The following is a 15,077-nucleotide window of genomic DNA, read 5'->3' on the forward strand; positions in this document are numbered from 1 at the left end:
CTTCTGCTCTTTGCCCTTTGCCCTTAGCGCTTCGCCCTTTGCTCTTTGTTCGTTGCTCTTTGCTCTTTGCCCTTTGCTCTTTGCTCAGCCACCGAGCAACGCGACGATCTTGGGGCGGCGCTTCGCCTGCGCAAGTTCCAGAGGCGTGTTGCCTTCGTTGTCCTGCCGACTTGAGTCACCGCCGGCATCAAGAAGGGCTTTCAAAACCTTTTCATTGCCGCGCGAAACCGCTTGATGGACGGCGGTCCAGCCTTGCTCGTCGGCAACATTGGGGCTCGCGCCGCGCTCGAGCATCCACAGCGCTTGTTTGAACTGCCCCCAGCGAATCATCTGGTTCAGCAGCGGCTTGCCTTCGTCTATCGCTCGATCAAGCTTCGCGCCCCGGCGCAATGCCAGTTCGGCCAGTTCGGTTTTGTTACGCCAGACGGCCGGGGTCAACGCTTGAGTCGGGTCGGCTCCTCGCTCGAGAAGCAGCGCAAACACTTCACGCTGCCCCGACGCGACGGCAAAATAAACGGCGTCGACATCGTGCCCCCAACTCCTCACCCGCGCCGCTATCTCAGCGTCCCGATCCAGCAATAGCGTGGCGACTCGAAGCAAATCGCTTTGGATCTTTTTGTTTGTCGCGCCCAGACGAGACCCGGCCGAGCAATGAAGAGCGGTCAGGCCGCCCGGATCGCACGCTTTCGCGAAGCCGGGCTCCTTACTGAGAGCCGATTCAACGTAGCGAATATCGCCAAGCGCAGCCGCTACAAATCCGTCGATCACGGCTCCTGCTTGCCGCAGCGCTTCGACGTAAGCCGCTTCGCCCACGAACGCCGCGGTGATGATCGCGCGAGTGGCGGGCCAGCCGCCGAGTTGCTCCGGGTCAGCTCCCTTGGCGAGCATCCATTTCAACAGAGCTAGTCGTTGGGGCAAAGCGGTTCCCTCTTCTGCGTGAGGCTTTTCTTGAATCAGCGCGTGTAGCGGCCGGTAATTTCGCCAGTTCGCGTTCAGGTCCGCTCCGTTCTCTAGGAGAAGCTCGAGCGCCTTGGCCCAACCCAGTTGAGCCGCTTCCCCGATCGCCTGCGCAGACCGCGCGGTTTCGGGGTTGGAACGAAGGAAAGCCTTCACTTCGGCGAGATCGCCGGATCGCAGGCACTCTATCAAGGTCTTGTGACTTGGCATAGCCTCCCGTTGCCAATCGCTGAAGAGCTGCCCTAATGATTGGCGAGTTTTAGAAAACTACCTTGACCACGCCACAGTCGTAAAGCTGTGCACGCACAGCGCGTGAGATGACGAGATGTGTACGCGCGCAAAACTGAAGCGCATCCCTGTTGTTCATTAAGTTTGACACGCGCTTAGCTCTACGATATTTTCTCTTGCGAGCAGGCATCGATTCAGCGCGTCCCCCCAAGGAGCACAAACAATGAGGAACTTCGTCGCCGCCGTCGTGATGACCGCGATGATCGTTGGCGCCGGCTGCAATGGAGGCGCTCCGAGTGTTGCGAGCGGCACTCCCAATCCACCTTTTCAAGGCGACCCGCCACAAGACGCGTACAAGTACACGGGTGAGACAGGCGTCTATGGCGGCACGCTCGTGCTATCGGAGCCTGACGACCCAAAGACGTTTAACATCATTCGCGCTACGGATGGTGCGACTGCGGATGTGCTGTGGTTCAACATCTTCCGCTGCCCGGTTGATTATCGTAACGGCGGCGATCCGCCTGACTTCGACCCCGGACTTTGCACAAAGTGGGAAGCGTCTCCAGACGCGAGAACATGGACCTTTTACTTGCGGCGCGGCGTGAGATGGTCCGACGGCGAGCCATTCAATGCGGACGATCTGGTATTCACCTACAACGTGATCCTTGACAAGAACGTCGACACCGCGGCCCGCGATGTATTCATCGAAGGGAAGGACGAGAACGGCGCGCCGATCTATCCTGAGCTTGAGAAGCTCGACGACTACACCGTCCGCTTCAAGCTGCATCAGCCTAACGGGAGCTTCCTCGACGCGATCTACAATCTTTGGCTTATACCCCGGCACAAGTGGGAGCAGCCCTGGCGCACCGGGAGGTTCGCCGAGACGATGAAGCTGAGCGATGACCCGAGCAGCATCGTCGGATTGGGGCCGTTCCGCTTGAAAGAATACGTCAGCGGCCAGCGAGTCGTGCTGGAGCGCAACCCATATTTTTGGAAGGTCGATAGCCGCGGCCAACGGCTCCCTTACCTCGACCGCATGGTCTTCGTTATCGTCAAGGACTTCAATACGGTCCAGTCCAAGTTCCAGGCGGGTGAGATCGACGTGATGCCGCGCGTTCGTCCGCAAGACTATGCGCTGGTCAAGAGAATGGAAGGCGCGGACATCAAGGTTGAAGACATTGGCGTATCGTATGACACAAACTGGATCGCGTTAAATCAGAACACCGGCAGCGATCCGAAGACTCACAAGCCCTTTGTCGAGCCGTGGAAGCTTCGGCTGTTTCGCGACCAGAAATTCCGGCAGGCTGTCTCGTACGCCATCAATCGCGAGGCGCTCGCCAACACCGTATTCTCGGCGCGAGGCGTGCCGATCTATTCATTCGTTACCCCCGGAGACAAGCTCTGGTTTAGCGATGACGTGGTGAAGTATCCGTTCGATCCGCAGCGCGCCCGGCAGATGCTTGGCGAAGCCGGGCTCAAGGACACCAACGGAGACGGCTTCCTCGAGGACTCAGCAGGTCACACCGTAGAAATCAACATCGTCACTAATGCCAGCAACAGCCAGCGCGTCGAAACCGCGAGTTTCGTCGCCAAGAGCCTGCAAGATATCGGCGTCAAGGCCAACGCGGTTCCAGTTGCGATGGGCGTCATGGTCGACAAGATGCAGGCGACTTTTGACTTCGATGCAATGGTGCTCGGTTGGCAGGTGAACCCGCCGCCTGGGCCGAACGGCTCCAAGAACATCATCTTGTCTTCGGGCCTAAACCACGTGTGCTTCCCGAGCCAGGGAAAGCCCTCCACTGAATGGGAAGCCCGCATTGACCTGCTCGTGCAACAGGTGGAGTCGTCCCTGGATCACGCGGAGCGCTATAGGCTGTGGGCTCAAGTCCAACGAATCTGGTCGGAGTACTTGCCTGAGATCAATCTGGTGGCTGCGCGCGAGGCCGTAGCCTACAAGAACAGATTCGGCAACCTCCGCCCTTCCGCTCTGCCGCCTCGCGCCACGTGGAACTGCGAAGAGATTTATGTGAAGAAGTGAAGAAGATGTCCGTAGTCCGTAGTCCGTAGTCAGTCGCTGATTGGAGAAGGAAGTTCGATTTGACCACGGACCACGGACTACGGACTACGGACTAATGAATACCTTCCTCATAAGGCGATTGCTGGCGGCCATCCCTCTGATAATCGTAGTCACCTTCATCACGAAGGCGCTGCTGGTCGCCTCGCCCGGGAACTTCCTCGCTGATCTGAGGCTCAACCCTTCCATCACCCGCGACTACGTCGAACAGATGGAGCGAATGTATCACCTCGACAGCAACAACGTGTTCGAGCGCTACTGGTATTGGGTATGGCCAGCGCTCCAGGGCGACCTCGGATACTCGTTTACAAAGAACGCGCCGGTCTCGTCGCTCATCGGAGAGCGGCTGCTGAACACGCTTTTGCTCACTGGCTCGGCGTTGGCGTTCTCGTGGGTGTTTGCAATTCCGCTTGGGATGCTGGCTGCTGTGTACCGCAATCGCTGGGTCGATAAGCTGATCGGATTCATTTCGTTTTTCGGGCTCTCTATTCCCAGCATTTTTTTCTCGTTGCTGATGATCCTGTTCGCCGCCAAGACCGGCCTGTTCCCGGCGGGTGGCATTCACAATCAAGTGATGTGGGATGTGATGACTTCCTGGGAGAGGTTCGTCGACACTCTCTGGCACCTGGTGCTGCCGATGATCGTGCTGGGTACCATCGGACTGGCTCAGTATGTCCGCCAGATGCGCAGCGAGATGATAGAGACCCTGTCGCAGGACTACATCCGCACTGCGCGCGCAAAGGGGCTGAGCCGGTGGCGAGTGCTGACAAGACACGCGCTTGGAAACGCGATCAATCCGCTCGTGACCATCTTCGGATTCTCGCTCGCAACTTTGCTCGCGGGCGCGCTGCTGACCGAGTACGTGTTCGGGTGGCCGGGCTTGGGAACGCTTATCTTCGACGCGCTCGTAAACAAGGACGAGCCCATCGTGATGGCTTCAGTGGTGATGCTGGTGCTGATGCTTGTGATCGGAAATCTGATCGCAGACGTGCTGCTCGCTATCATCGATCCGCGAATACGGCTCGAGTGATATTCGGAGAGCGATTTGGAGTGCGCCGCCCTCTGCTATGAACTTTGTCGGACGAGTCATCGCCGGCGCTTTGGCTTTTCCCATTTACTTCAGTGGCGTCCTGAGCGAGAACTGATGAACGAACACTATGAAAAAACGGAGATGACCTTGCAGGAAGACGCAACGGCGTCCGAGCCGGCCGGCAATACAGCCGCAGAAGCTGGCTCTGCTTCGTCCGTTCGCAGGCGTTCGCCCTCACAAATACTCTGGCTCAAGCTGCGCCGCAACCGCACCGCGATGATTGGCCTCTACACTCTCGGAGTGATGTACGCGGCTGCGATTCTGGCTGGGTTTATCGCGCCTTACAAGTACGACAACGCCAGGCACGATCTGCCGTTTTATCCGCCGATGCTCACGCGCGTCCACATCTTCGACGAAGAAGGACGCCTGAGCCGGCCCTTCGTCTATGAACTCATTCCTGTCGATCCTCAGCTTGCGAGCTATCGCGACGACACCTCTAAGAAACATCCGATCAGACTCTTCGCCCGTGGAGACAGCTATAGCATACTGTGGCTCATCAGCTCGGATATCCACCTGTTTGGGGTGGACGAACCTGGACACATCTTTTTGTTTGGCTCGGATAAGGTGGGCCAGGATATCTTCTCGCGTATTCTTTTCGGGGCTCAAGTCTCGCTATCGATCGGAATCATCGGCATCCTGATCTCGACGATCATAGGGATGATAGTGGGAGGCATAGCGGGATACTTTGGCGGCGTGACCGACTTCGTGCTTATGCGCGTGGTCGAAGTGCTGCTCGCGCTCCCGGGTCTGTACTTCATCCTGATCCTGCGCCAGGTATTCGGCACCGGCATGAGTTCAACACATATCTACTTCATCATCGCATTCATCCTGGCGTTCATCGCGTGGGCCACCGAAGCGCGGGTGATTCGCGGAATGGTTATGTCGATCAAGGAGCAGGAATACGTGATAGCGGCCCGGGCCATGGGCTTCAGCAACTCCCGGATCATCATTCGCCACATACTGCCAAACACGCTTTCATTCGTTATCGTGACCGCTACGCTTTCGGTGCCCTTCTTTATACTCAGCGAGGTCGCGCTTTCGTTTCTCGGCGTTGGGATACAGGAGCCGGAAGCGAGCTGGGGAAACATGCTGATAGCCGCTCAAAACAATCGGCAGCTTATAGACTTTCCGTGGGTGCTGATTCCGGGCGTGTTCATTTTTGTCGCGGTGATGGCGTGGAACTTTTTGGGAGATGGGTTGCGAGACGCGGCTGATCCGAGAACATTGAGCTAGCGGGGATTGGCTAACATAGCCGGTTCGTCTAGACTGGACGCATCCTGGGTGGAGTTCTAAACCAGGAGGCTTCGGAATGGCAGACGAAGAAATCCAAAGAGCTATAGAGTTCATCCTTCAACAGCAGGCACAGCAGCAGGCGGAGTATGCCGCCAGGCTCGAGAGAGACGAGTCGCGGCTCGCCAGACTCGAAGAGTCCTTTACGACTCTTGTCGAATTGGCCCGACGCGCGGATGAGCGCCAAGACACAATGGGCGAGACCATGGCGACGCCAAGCCACACGATGAACGAGTTGCTGCAAAGGACGCTTACTGACGAGTCGCGGCTCGCCAGCCTTGAGGAGTCCTTTAAGATGCTAGTCGAATTGGCCCAGAAGCACGGAGCGATTGGTCGCCCTGGACCAGACCATCGCGACACCAAGACGCCCTGAATGAGTTGGTGCAAAAGGATGATCACGCTTTCAGCAGTGCCGAGCCAAATGGATGCGAGACTGACCAAGGCGCAGATTCGTTCTGACACGAAGACTGCAAGAGTCACAGGCGCGCTTTGGAGCTCAAGAAACTTAGGCACGGTGGGAGAGAATGTTCTTGATATTCATGCTCCCGAGGAAGATAATTCCGAATCAAGAGCGCCTTGAAGAACATGAAGAATAAGGAACAACTCATCGTTCGCGTTGTCGATTCAAAGAAGCCTCCGAGGGAGAAGATATCAGATGCGGAGTTCCGTCGGCGGCTTAAGAGGATAGATGAGTGGAGGAAAGAGCGCCTTGCCGAGCTTCGCTCCAAAAACTCGCGTTGAAGTTTATTTGCCCGTCCGTTACGAAGCCGCTTATCAGGAGACCCTAGCCTGGGTCATTCGAGAATTCACTGAACTGCACGGTGGCTGCACGGTCATCGAAAACGCAGGAGGATACTACCTTTCGAACTTCAATCAGATTATTGACGATCGCGTCAGTCTGATCTACTGCGACCTTCCTATGAATTGGTCAAAGCGCCGGGACCGGATTGATGCTCTCAAGTACTCGGCCAATCTCCAATCGTTTCTGTTGAAAAATCTTTGGGAAGAATCTGTGTTGATCGCTGTTTATCCTGTGTCGCATAGCGCAGTCTAAGAGCGTAGTTAGGTGGCTACCATTATGGAAAAGGAGCCAAAGTTTCGTCTTGGCAATCTTGATTTTCAGATCAAGTTTGCAGATCGGAATGAAGGTCTGCCACAACTCTTAAACTCCCTAAACAACCTTACCCAGTTTGTCCTTAATACCCCAGAGCCACAATCTACCGCCGATCACCTTATCATAGAGCTTGGTTCAATAATCACTGAGGACTTAGGCGAAATAGTTACTCTTTGCTATAACGGCTTCATTAATGGAGCAATGAAAATACTGCGCGGAATGTTCGAGCGGACCGTAACCCTTTTCCACATTGATCAGTACCCAGATGAAGCAGAAGCATTTGAGAACTACCATTACATTGATCTTTATAAAATGGCAGTTGAACTTGAGCAAATACATCCTGGAGAGTTTTTTACTAAAGAGCAGTTTGACGAAATCAAGGCAAGACGCGATAAGGTAAAAGGGAATTACCTCGTTAGATGTGAATGCAGAAAGGACTGTCCTGAACAACACATAAATGTGTCTTGGTCCAAGCTAGGTCTTGTCCAAATGGCAAAAGCCAGAGGTTTCAAGGGGAGAGTACTCGTCTTCAGTTACTACATGGGTATCAAAGAAACGCATCCGAAGATGGGTGCGATCTATGACAGGCTTAACGTCAGGTATGGCGACTCACAAGAGACTGATGAAAAAGGAGTGTTTGTTATGGCGCTATATCTTATGATGGAAGTTGTCCGGGCGATCAAAGAAAGGTTCAACCTTGACGAAATAGAGGAGTCGTACCAGGAATGCATCTCATTAGTGAAAGAGATGTATACGCCAACCGAGTAGGACTACGTGTTATCCCCAACCAAGCCCATTGCGTTCGCTCGGATTTGACTCACTATACATCGAGAGTAATGCAAGAACGAACCGTAACAATCTCCAACCGGCTCGGCCTTCACGCTCGCGCGGCCGCGCGGCTGGTTCGCCGTGCCTCGCAATTCAACAGCAACGTCACCCTTCTCCGCAAAGACACCGGCGAAACCGCGGACGGCAAATCAATCCTCAGCGTGCTGTTGCTTGCCGCATCCCTCGGTACAAGCCTTATAATCAAGACCGAAGGCGACGATGAAGAGCGCGCAGTGAATGCGCTCGTGGAATTGGTGGAACAGAAATTCGGAGAGGAACTATCAGATGGCGTCTTCTAGCGTGATTCGTTCGCGCGACGTGAAACTGCAAGGTGTTCCCGCTTCACCCGGCGTAGCGGCCGGACGCGTTCTCAGGCTGGATGAGCGCGGCCGACATCAGTTCTACTACATCGGCGTCTCCGCCGCGCAGGCGCGAATGGAAGTCCGCCGCTTGCGCGAGGCGCTTCAAGAAGCGCGCGCTCAACTCCAGGAAATCAAGGTCCGGCTTGCCGAGGAGTTGGGCTACGAACACTCCTTCATACTCGACGCGCATCTGCTGATGCTCGAAGACAAGCGGTTGATTGAAGAGCTCAACCACGAGATAACTACGCGGCGAGTAAACGCCGAATGGGCGGTTCGCTCCGTGGCCGATCGCATCATCAGTGCTTACAACAAAGTAAACGATCTCTACCTCCGCGAGCGGACGTCGGACCTGGAAGACGTCGCCACTCGGCTTCTCACGATACTTTCGGGACACGACAAATTCGATCTATCGAAGCTCGACCAGGACGTGATCATCGTAGCGAACAACATCTGGCCTTCGACCGTCGCCGAGTTGGACTTCAAGCACGTATTGGGGTTCGCTACCAACACAGGCGGGTTGACCTCGCACTCGGCGATCATTGCGCGCTCGCTGGGCATACCGGCGGTCGTCGGTCTTCACGAGGTGACCCGGTTGGCCAAAACGGGCAATGTCATCGTGATCGACGGCGCGGAAGGCTGTGTCATTCTGCGTCCGACGAAACCCGTTCTGACGGCGTACCTCGGTAAGCGAAAACGCGAAGCGGGTGGCCGCACGCGGCCTGCCGCGGATGCCGCGCAAGCAGCGGAGACGACCGACGGCGTGCGGATAACCTTGCGAGCGAACGTCGAGCTTCCCACTGAAATCGAGTCGCTCGCGCTGTTTGGAGCCGAGGGCATCGGCCTCTACCGTTCGGAGTTTCTTTTCCTCAATCGGCTCCCCGAGCTGCCAGGTGAAGATGAGCAATACGAGGTCTATCGCAAACTGGCTCTGGCGACGGGCGATGCCGGCGCAAATATTCGAGTGTTTGATTTAGGCGGCGACAAGCTTGCGCTAGGAGGCTTCGAAGCCGAGCAGAATCCTGCGCTTGGCCTTCGTGGGATGAGGCTCTCGCTCAAAGTGGAACACGTCTTCCGCACCCAGCTTCGTGCCATTCTGCGAGCCAATCTTCACGGTCATCTGCGAGTCGTGCTGCCGTTGATCAGCACCATAACCGAGTTGCGAGAGGCCAAACGTATTATCGCCGACGTGAAGCAAGAAATGGCCGAGGCCCGAGTCGAACACAACGCCGAACTTCCCATAGGCGTGATGATAGAAGTTCCCGCGGCGGCGATGATGGGCGACGTATTCGCTCGCGAGGCAGACTTCCTGAGTGTGGGCACCAACGACTTGATCCAATACATGCTCGCCGTGGATCGGGCCAATGAAAACGTCGCGCATCTTTATCAACCGCTCCACCCGGCGATACTGCGGACGATCGCGGATCTGGTTCGAGTTGCCGAAGCGGAGCAAGTGCCTCTCGAGCTGTGCGGCGAAATGGCCGCCGATCCGCTGCAAGCAATCGCGCTGATCGGGCTCGGAATTCGCACACTGAGCCTCGTGCCGGGATCGATTCCGCTGGTCAAGAACGCGATTCGCTCAGTCGAGCTTGAACGAGTGCGCGCGCTGTTGAAGGAAGCGATGAAGCTGACTTCATCTACGGAAGTCGAAGAGTTGCTCGCAAGCGAGTTGCCTCGTCAAGCTCCCCGCTTTTTCGCGGCGTGGTCATCGCGGGCCTGAACAGGTTCAGGGCCAGCCGGGAAACAGAAGATCGATCATGTCCGGCGCGTCGAACCAGTAATCGTAGAATGCTTCATCGCATTTCTTGACTCGCTTGCCGTACTTCTCCTCGAAATAATTCGACCAAAGCGGGCGCCGCCCATCAATGTCTGTGAAGCCGTACTCCTGCGCGAGGTCCCACGAGCTGAACACTCGGCCTGACTTGCTGAACACATTCGGATCCGAGGCGAGCGCCGCGACGGCACGGCCTACATAGAACGGCGTTTCGGACGCGAGAAAGTTCGGGTCCTTCTTCGCCCCTTCCTGCCAGTTCTCTTCGGTGACGCCAAAGTGATCGAGCATCGCTTCAGAACGCAAATAGCCCGGTGTTACTGCAACCGATGTGATCTTGCGCTTGCGAAGCTCTCTGGCCATCGCGAATGCAAGACGAATGACTGAAGTCTTCACCAGGTCATAGAAGATGTTCCCGCGATACGTAAACGAGTCTCCATCGGTGATCTCGACGATCAATCCCGGACCAGTTTCGATCACGAGCGGAGCTGCATAGTGACTGGTGATGATGTGCGAGAACACGGCGCGCTCCATCATCAGCCTGCCTTGTTCGAGGGAGACCTGCCAGAACGTCTTGCCGAATTCCGTCAACTCATCCCCGCCCCAGATATCATTTACTAGAATGTCGAGACGCCCCTGTTCTTTCTTCACCCGTTTGAACAGGGCATCAACTTGCGCTTCCACCGTGTGATCGACTTGCGCATGGATACCAACTCCTCCGCGCGCGGTCACCATTTCCGCAGTCTCTTCGATCGTTTCGGTACGATTTCGCGTCGCGGGTTTGCCTCTAACGCTGCGTCCCGTGCAGTAGACTGTCGCTCCTGCTTCGCCGAGCGCGCAAGCAATGCCGCGCCCAGCGCCGCGTGTTGCCCCGGCGACGACGGCGATTTTCCCTTGCAGTTGTTTCATACAAACTCCTCTTGACGAGTGTCCGACACACTTCAGTTTGTCGGAGTTCAGAGTTCAAGCTTCAGCTTGCATGATTCGATCGCGTTAAGCCCTGGAAGCAAGCTGAAGCTTGAACTCTGAACGACGAACTTCCGCCTGAAGGCCGAACTACGAACTCTACACGTCGAAGTATATCGATCGAACTTGACACCATCTGTCATATTTCTCTGCTAAAGTTTCTCTCCGGACCGAGCGAGAGGAGGTCATATGCGCGCCGACCGTCTGCTTTCAGTTCTGCTACTCCTGCAGGTTCATCGCCGACTGACGGCCCGTGAACTGGCCAAGCGGTTAGAAGTTTCGGAGCGGACCATTCATCGCGACATGGAAGCCTTAAGCGCGGCCGGCTTTCCGGTTTTTGCTGAGCGCGGAAGCGGCGGCGGCTGGATGTTGGTCGAAGGCTATAAGACCAATCTGACCGGCCTCAACAAAGACGAAATTCAAGCGCTGTTTCTCACCAAGCCGTTGCGGCTTCTTGCAGACCTCGGGCTGGCCAAAGCTTCCGACGCGGCGATGCTCAAGCTCTCGGCCGCGCTGCCCTCCTCCTATCGTGACAACGCCGAGCATGCACGTCAGCGCATCCACATCGACATTACAGGTTGGAACCGCAGCGACGAGCGCGTTCGGCTGTTGCCGGTGCTTCAACAAGCGGTGTGGCAAGAGCGCAAACTCAAGTTCACCTACGAACGAAGCGGCGGCTGTGACGCGGTCGAGCGTTTGGCGGACCCGCTCGGACTCGTAGCAAAAGGCAGTGTGTGGTATCTGGTCGCTGTTGTTGATGGCGACATTAGAAGCTATCGCGTCTCGAGAGTCCTAAGCGCAGAGTTAACCGGCGAACCTTGCGTTCGTCCCAACGGATTCGCCTTAGCCGAGTATTGGGAACAGTCAACCGTGACCTTCAAGGCTCAGCTTCCTCGCTATCAGGCTACGGTCCGAGCCCATCCCGATGTTTTCCCTCGAATGAGTTTCGCGGGAAGGTTCGCACGCATCGAGCACGCGTACCCGCCAGACCCGGATGGATGGATTAGAGTAGCGATGCGATTTGATGTGGAAGAAATGGCTTGCGAGTACGCGTTGAGCTTCGGCGCGAAAATGGAGGTTCTGGAGCCGGATTCGTTGCGCGAGAAAGTCATCACCGCGGCGAAGAGCGTAGTTGCTTTCTACGCAGCGCGAGCAGGCTAACGTGATCACAGCATGAAGTCCTGATTAAGGTGTACATACCCACCTCGTCAGAGGTGGGTGCGTGATGTTACAGCGCGCAACTCTCTACGGCTCAGGGGTTGAGCCACCGTATATGATCACCTGAGTGCCGATCGGCGTCATCTCGCTGAACTCTTCGGATGCGAACATCGGGATTCGAATGCAACCGTGGCTCGCGGGTTGAGTGGGCACAGCCGGATTGCCGTGAATGGCGATGCCGCCGACGATGTAGTTCGGATAGTAGAGCAAACCGAGCTTGCTTTTTCGCCAACCCGGGATTTTGCGGTAGATCCTGAAACGCCCAACAGGCGTGATGGCGGGCTCAGTTTCGCCTTCTATCTCGAAAGGCTTCCCATTGCCGGTCGAGACCGGAAGAATCTTCGACACCTCTCCGCTGGCCGCTACTACAAACAATACTTGCCGCTTCAAATCGACTTCGATATGAGCGAAGCCCGGCTCGCGCGGAGACGGAGGGGTAGCGGTTCTCAAAGCTTCCAGTTCGCCGATTGTCAGCTTGCCGGTGCGCAGACGGTCCTCGACTTTTTGAAACGCTATCAATCCGTGCCGTGAAGCTTCGCCCCATTTCCCGTCGGCTTCTCCGATCCAATAACCGAGATCGGCCAGGCGCTGCTGGGCCTCGCTGATCATCTCCCTCGTGACTTTGGTCTTTCTGGGCGGCCTCTGGGCGCGCGGAGCTGACTTTGCCGCTTGCATCGCTGGCTGCGCGGCGGCCGCGGAACTTGTGACTGTCGTCATTCCGATCACAGCGGCTAGCAAGCTTATGCTGATTGCCCGCGGCATCTTCTTCAAAAAGACATTGCTTCTCATATCTCAAGTATATCTGTGCAATTTCAACGCCACTACTGCCGGCTGCCTTCTAACTCTCGCGACAGCGTTCCTTTCGCAAAGGTCATTCGAGAGCCGAACTTGCGAAGCGACGCCGCAGGGGCCGCAGGCTCGACCAGGCATGATAGCGTCACCCCCGGGGAACTGAGGCGTCCGCCGAACAGTCGCGGTGTATGTTCACGTATCGCCGGTTTCGGAATCCGCTCACCCGCATGCTATGATTACCGGCAGGCAAGATCTTGCGTTTGACAGAGGTAACCCCGCATGACTCAGACGAGCAACCCAACTCAGGAAATGAATCTGTAGAAGTGCGGTCGTGGCAGAAGTGATTTCTCCTCATCACCGAATAGAACAGATCACTACACCAAGGCGAGGGATACATCATGGCACGCGGCAGAAAGTTCAGGACGACGCGGCGGATTCCCGACAGTGAGCGCTCCTTGTTCGAGCAGAAACTGACCGGGCGTTACTCGCGCACGCTCGATCGAACTGATCTGCTCGGCTTGATTCGCGGCGGAGAGGACACTCACCTCGAGTTCAAGATCCGGCTCGTCAACACAGACAAAGTCGTAGGCGAAATAGTGGCCCTGGCGAATGCCGGAGGCGGCGCGATCATCTTCGGCGTCAACGATCAACGCCGAGTCGAAGGGCTGGACGATCCCGAACAGGTCGAGGAACAGCTCATCGACATCTGCCGGAATCAGATCAAGCCGCCCGTTTTCCCCCGAATAGACAAAGTTTCATTCGACAACGGAACCCGCATAGTCGTGCTTCAAGTGGACGACCGCCGCGCGCCTCATAAAACGCCTGACCATCGGTACTTCATCCGGATAGGATCGACTAAACGCGAGGCTGAAGGTAGCGAGATAGCCGCGTTGTTTGCCCGCTCACGAGTCGCGTCGCTTGAAGACATGCCGCTGGTTACCGCCGCGGTCGAAGATGTGGACGAAGCGCTGGTGTGGAGCTACATCCGCGATCTTGAAGGCGAGACGTTTCGCGAGCCCGACGGATTTCCAACCGCGCTGGCAATGCGCGACTTGAGGCTGGCGGCGGATTACGGCGGCAGCATAGCGCCCAGTCTCGCGGGCTTTCTGCTATTCGGCCGCAGCGCAGCGGTTCAGCAGATCGTTCCACAGAGCCAGATCACGCTAACGCGGTTCTCCGGCGCCGACACGACCTCGCCCGTTATCGAAACCGCTGAGTTCGTCGGGAATGTGACGCGGCTGTTCGATAACGCGCTGTTCTTTCTCAAGCGGTACGTCGATCTCTGGGATACTCGCCCGCCGCGCACACCCTTGAATTCGAGCGCCGAGAGGCGCCCGCCCATCCCTGCGCGCGCGAACTATTCCCGCTCCGCGGTGATCGAGAGTCTGACAAATCTGCTGGTGCATCGCGACTATTCGATCGCCGGATCAAGCGCGCGAGTGTTGATACTCGACGACCGGCTCGAGTTCATAAATCCAAGCCGCACGAATGGAGCAACGCGCAAGTCGATCGAGTACGGCGCGACTGAACACACCAACCCACGGCTGCACCACGTGTTCACCAGCGAGGAGTATGGCATCGAGCGAGCCGAGCGCGGCATACCAGCTCTAAGGCGCGCGCATCACGCGGTCGCCCGCCGCGAGCCTCGAATCTCGCTGCTTGGCGATGAGTTTCGCCTGGAGCTCTACGGCGTTTGATTCGATTGGCGAGGGTCGTTTACTATTCTCGCGCGGGGCGCGCACAGCGGTGCTGATGTTGAAGGGGAGTCCAAATCATGGCAGCACATCCAAAGCGGAAATACACTCTCGAGGAATACTTCGATCTCGAGCTCTCTACGAATGAGAGGTTCGAGTATTGGAACGGCGAGGTATTCTCGATGAGCGGCGGGAGTGAGGAACACGATCAGATCGAAGGCAATACCTATCTCACGCTCCGTCTCGCACTGCGTGGGCGCGAATGCCGTGTCTTCACGGCCAATATGCGCATCAAGGTCCCTAGTTTGCCGCCTTATCGTTACGGCGATGTGTCAGCGCTCTGCGGTCAACCAATCTTCGAGAAGATCGGCGGAGTCGACGCGTTGACGAACCCGCTGCTGATCATCGAAGTGTTGTCTGACTCAACGGAAGCGTACGACCGTGGAGACAAATTCACGCACTACAAATCTATCCCGAGCTTAAGAGAGTATCTGTTGATAGCTCAGCACCGTCCGCACATCACTCACTATGCGAAGAACGAGGACGGCTCGTGGAGCTACTCCGAAATCAACGATCTTTCCGCGAGCATTCACCTCTCGTCAGTCGATTGCGTGCTGGAGTTGACTTCGGTCTACGAAGGCGTCACGTTCCCGGCAGCGCCGCCGCCTAACCTTCGTGAGCCTTCGTGAGTCTCTC

14 protein-coding genes are annotated in these 15,077 nt (G+C 56.6%); 11 read left to right on the forward strand and 3 right to left on the reverse strand.

Annotation, left to right across the window (positions count from 1 at the left end):
• Positions 1-84: 84 nt before the first annotated feature.
• Positions 85-1,167, reverse strand: coding sequence for an ankyrin repeat domain-containing protein (locus AABO57_15385; GenBank protein ID MEK6287122.1), 1,083 nt, complete (start codon positions 1,165-1,167; stop codon positions 85-87).
• Between the two features lie 241 nt (positions 1,168-1,408).
• Here AABO57_15385 and AABO57_15390 point away from each other — a divergent pair, with 241 nt between their 5' ends.
• The 8 genes from AABO57_15390 to ptsP all read left to right on the forward strand — a co-directional run bounded on the left by AABO57_15390 (position 1,409) and on the right by ptsP (position 9,660).
• Positions 1,409-3,223 carry an ABC transporter substrate-binding protein gene (locus AABO57_15390; GenBank protein ID MEK6287123.1) on the forward strand — a complete coding sequence of 605 codons (1,815 nt, stop codon included), beginning with the start codon at positions 1,409-1,411 and terminating at the stop codon, positions 3,221-3,223.
• Between the two features lie 94 nt (positions 3,224-3,317).
• Entirely contained in the window at positions 3,318-4,289 is a 972-nt protein-coding gene (locus tag AABO57_15395) for an ABC transporter permease (protein MEK6287124.1), read from the forward strand.
• Positions 4,290-4,403: 114 nt separating this feature from the next.
• Positions 4,404-5,582 carry an ABC transporter permease gene (locus AABO57_15400; GenBank protein ID MEK6287125.1) on the forward strand — a complete coding sequence of 393 codons (1,179 nt, stop codon included), beginning with the start codon at positions 4,404-4,406 and terminating at the stop codon, positions 5,580-5,582.
• Positions 5,583-5,658: 76 nt separating this feature from the next.
• Positions 5,659-6,012: a hypothetical protein gene (locus tag AABO57_15405; GenBank protein MEK6287126.1), complete on the forward strand. Its 354-nt coding sequence runs from the start codon at positions 5,659-5,661 to the stop codon at positions 6,010-6,012.
• Between the two features lie 315 nt (positions 6,013-6,327).
• Positions 6,328-6,693 carry a hypothetical protein gene (locus AABO57_15410; protein ID MEK6287127.1) on the forward strand — a complete coding sequence of 122 codons (366 nt, stop codon included), beginning with the start codon at positions 6,328-6,330 and terminating at the stop codon, positions 6,691-6,693.
• 24 nt (positions 6,694-6,717) lie between these two features.
• Positions 6,718-7,521, forward strand: a complete 804-nt coding sequence (locus tag AABO57_15415; GenBank protein ID MEK6287128.1) for a DUF5677 domain-containing protein — start codon at positions 6,718-6,720, stop codon at positions 7,519-7,521.
• Positions 7,522-7,589: 68 nt separating this feature from the next.
• A complete protein-coding gene (locus tag AABO57_15420; GenBank protein MEK6287129.1) occupies positions 7,590-7,880 on the forward strand; it encodes an HPr family phosphocarrier protein in 291 nt (96 codons plus the stop codon).
• Entirely contained in the window at positions 7,867-9,660 is a 1,794-nt protein-coding gene (gene ptsP, locus AABO57_15425) for a phosphoenolpyruvate--protein phosphotransferase (GenBank protein ID MEK6287130.1), read from the forward strand. The genes AABO57_15420 and ptsP overlap by 14 nt, the downstream gene beginning before the upstream one ends.
• Positions 9,661-9,666: 6 nt before the next feature.
• Here ptsP and AABO57_15430 read toward each other — a convergent pair whose 3' ends face one another.
• Entirely contained in the window at positions 9,667-10,620 is a 954-nt protein-coding gene (locus tag AABO57_15430; protein MEK6287131.1) for an SDR family oxidoreductase, read from the reverse strand.
• Positions 10,621-10,866: 246 nt separating this feature from the next.
• On the opposite strand from AABO57_15430, the gene AABO57_15435 reads away from it, so the two are divergent.
• Complete coding sequence (locus AABO57_15435) at positions 10,867-11,838, forward strand: YafY family protein (protein ID MEK6287132.1); 972 nt, start codon at positions 10,867-10,869, stop codon at positions 11,836-11,838.
• A gap of 84 nt (positions 11,839-11,922) precedes the next feature.
• On the opposite strand, the gene AABO57_15440 is transcribed toward AABO57_15435, so the two are convergent.
• The gene (locus AABO57_15440) at positions 11,923-12,684 is read right to left on the reverse strand and encodes a L,D-transpeptidase family protein (GenBank protein MEK6287133.1); all 762 of its coding nucleotides are present in this window, start codon (positions 12,682-12,684) and stop codon (positions 11,923-11,925) included.
• Positions 12,685-13,085: 401 nt separating this feature from the next.
• On the opposite strand from AABO57_15440, the gene AABO57_15445 reads away from it, so the two are divergent.
• Complete coding sequence (locus AABO57_15445) at positions 13,086-14,384, forward strand: RNA-binding domain-containing protein (protein ID MEK6287134.1); 1,299 nt, start codon at positions 13,086-13,088, stop codon at positions 14,382-14,384.
• A gap of 77 nt (positions 14,385-14,461) precedes the next feature.
• On the forward strand, positions 14,462-15,070 hold the full coding sequence (locus tag AABO57_15450; GenBank protein MEK6287135.1) for a Uma2 family endonuclease: 609 nt from the start codon (positions 14,462-14,464) through the stop codon (positions 15,068-15,070).
• Positions 15,071-15,077 lie beyond the last annotated feature (7 nt).

This window comes from Acidobacteriota bacterium (genome assembly GCA_038040445.1).
GTDB classification, from domain to species: Bacteria; Acidobacteriota; Blastocatellia; order UBA7656; family UBA7656; genus Onstottus_A; species Onstottus_A frigus.

Excerpts from the sequence above, each read along its gene's own strand:
- AABO57_15385 (MEK6287122.1), bottom strand. The coding sequence starts at position 1,167 with ATGCCAAGTCACAAGACCTTGATAGAGTGCCTGCGATCCGGCGATCTC.
- AABO57_15390 (MEK6287123.1), top strand. The coding sequence starts at position 1,409 with ATGAGGAACTTCGTCGCCGCCGTCGTGATGACCGCGATGATCGTTGGC.
- AABO57_15395 (MEK6287124.1), top strand. The coding sequence starts at position 3,318 with ATGAATACCTTCCTCATAAGGCGATTGCTGGCGGCCATCCCTCTGATA.
- AABO57_15400 (MEK6287125.1), top strand. The coding sequence starts at position 4,404 with ATGAACGAACACTATGAAAAAACGGAGATGACCTTGCAGGAAGACGCA.
- AABO57_15405 (MEK6287126.1), top strand. The coding sequence starts at position 5,659 with ATGGCAGACGAAGAAATCCAAAGAGCTATAGAGTTCATCCTTCAACAG.
- AABO57_15410 (MEK6287127.1), top strand. The coding sequence starts at position 6,328 with ATGAGTGGAGGAAAGAGCGCCTTGCCGAGCTTCGCTCCAAAAACTCGC.
- AABO57_15415 (MEK6287128.1), top strand. The coding sequence starts at position 6,718 with ATGGAAAAGGAGCCAAAGTTTCGTCTTGGCAATCTTGATTTTCAGATC.
- AABO57_15420 (MEK6287129.1), top strand. The coding sequence starts at position 7,590 with ATGCAAGAACGAACCGTAACAATCTCCAACCGGCTCGGCCTTCACGCT.
- ptsP (MEK6287130.1), top strand. The coding sequence starts at position 7,867 with ATGGCGTCTTCTAGCGTGATTCGTTCGCGCGACGTGAAACTGCAAGGT.
- AABO57_15430 (MEK6287131.1), bottom strand. The coding sequence starts at position 10,620 with ATGAAACAACTGCAAGGGAAAATCGCCGTCGTCGCCGGGGCAACACGC.
- AABO57_15435 (MEK6287132.1), top strand. The coding sequence starts at position 10,867 with ATGCGCGCCGACCGTCTGCTTTCAGTTCTGCTACTCCTGCAGGTTCAT.
- AABO57_15440 (MEK6287133.1), bottom strand. The coding sequence starts at position 12,684 with ATGAGAAGCAATGTCTTTTTGAAGAAGATGCCGCGGGCAATCAGCATA.
- AABO57_15445 (MEK6287134.1), top strand. The coding sequence starts at position 13,086 with ATGGCACGCGGCAGAAAGTTCAGGACGACGCGGCGGATTCCCGACAGT.
- AABO57_15450 (MEK6287135.1), top strand. The coding sequence starts at position 14,462 with ATGGCAGCACATCCAAAGCGGAAATACACTCTCGAGGAATACTTCGAT.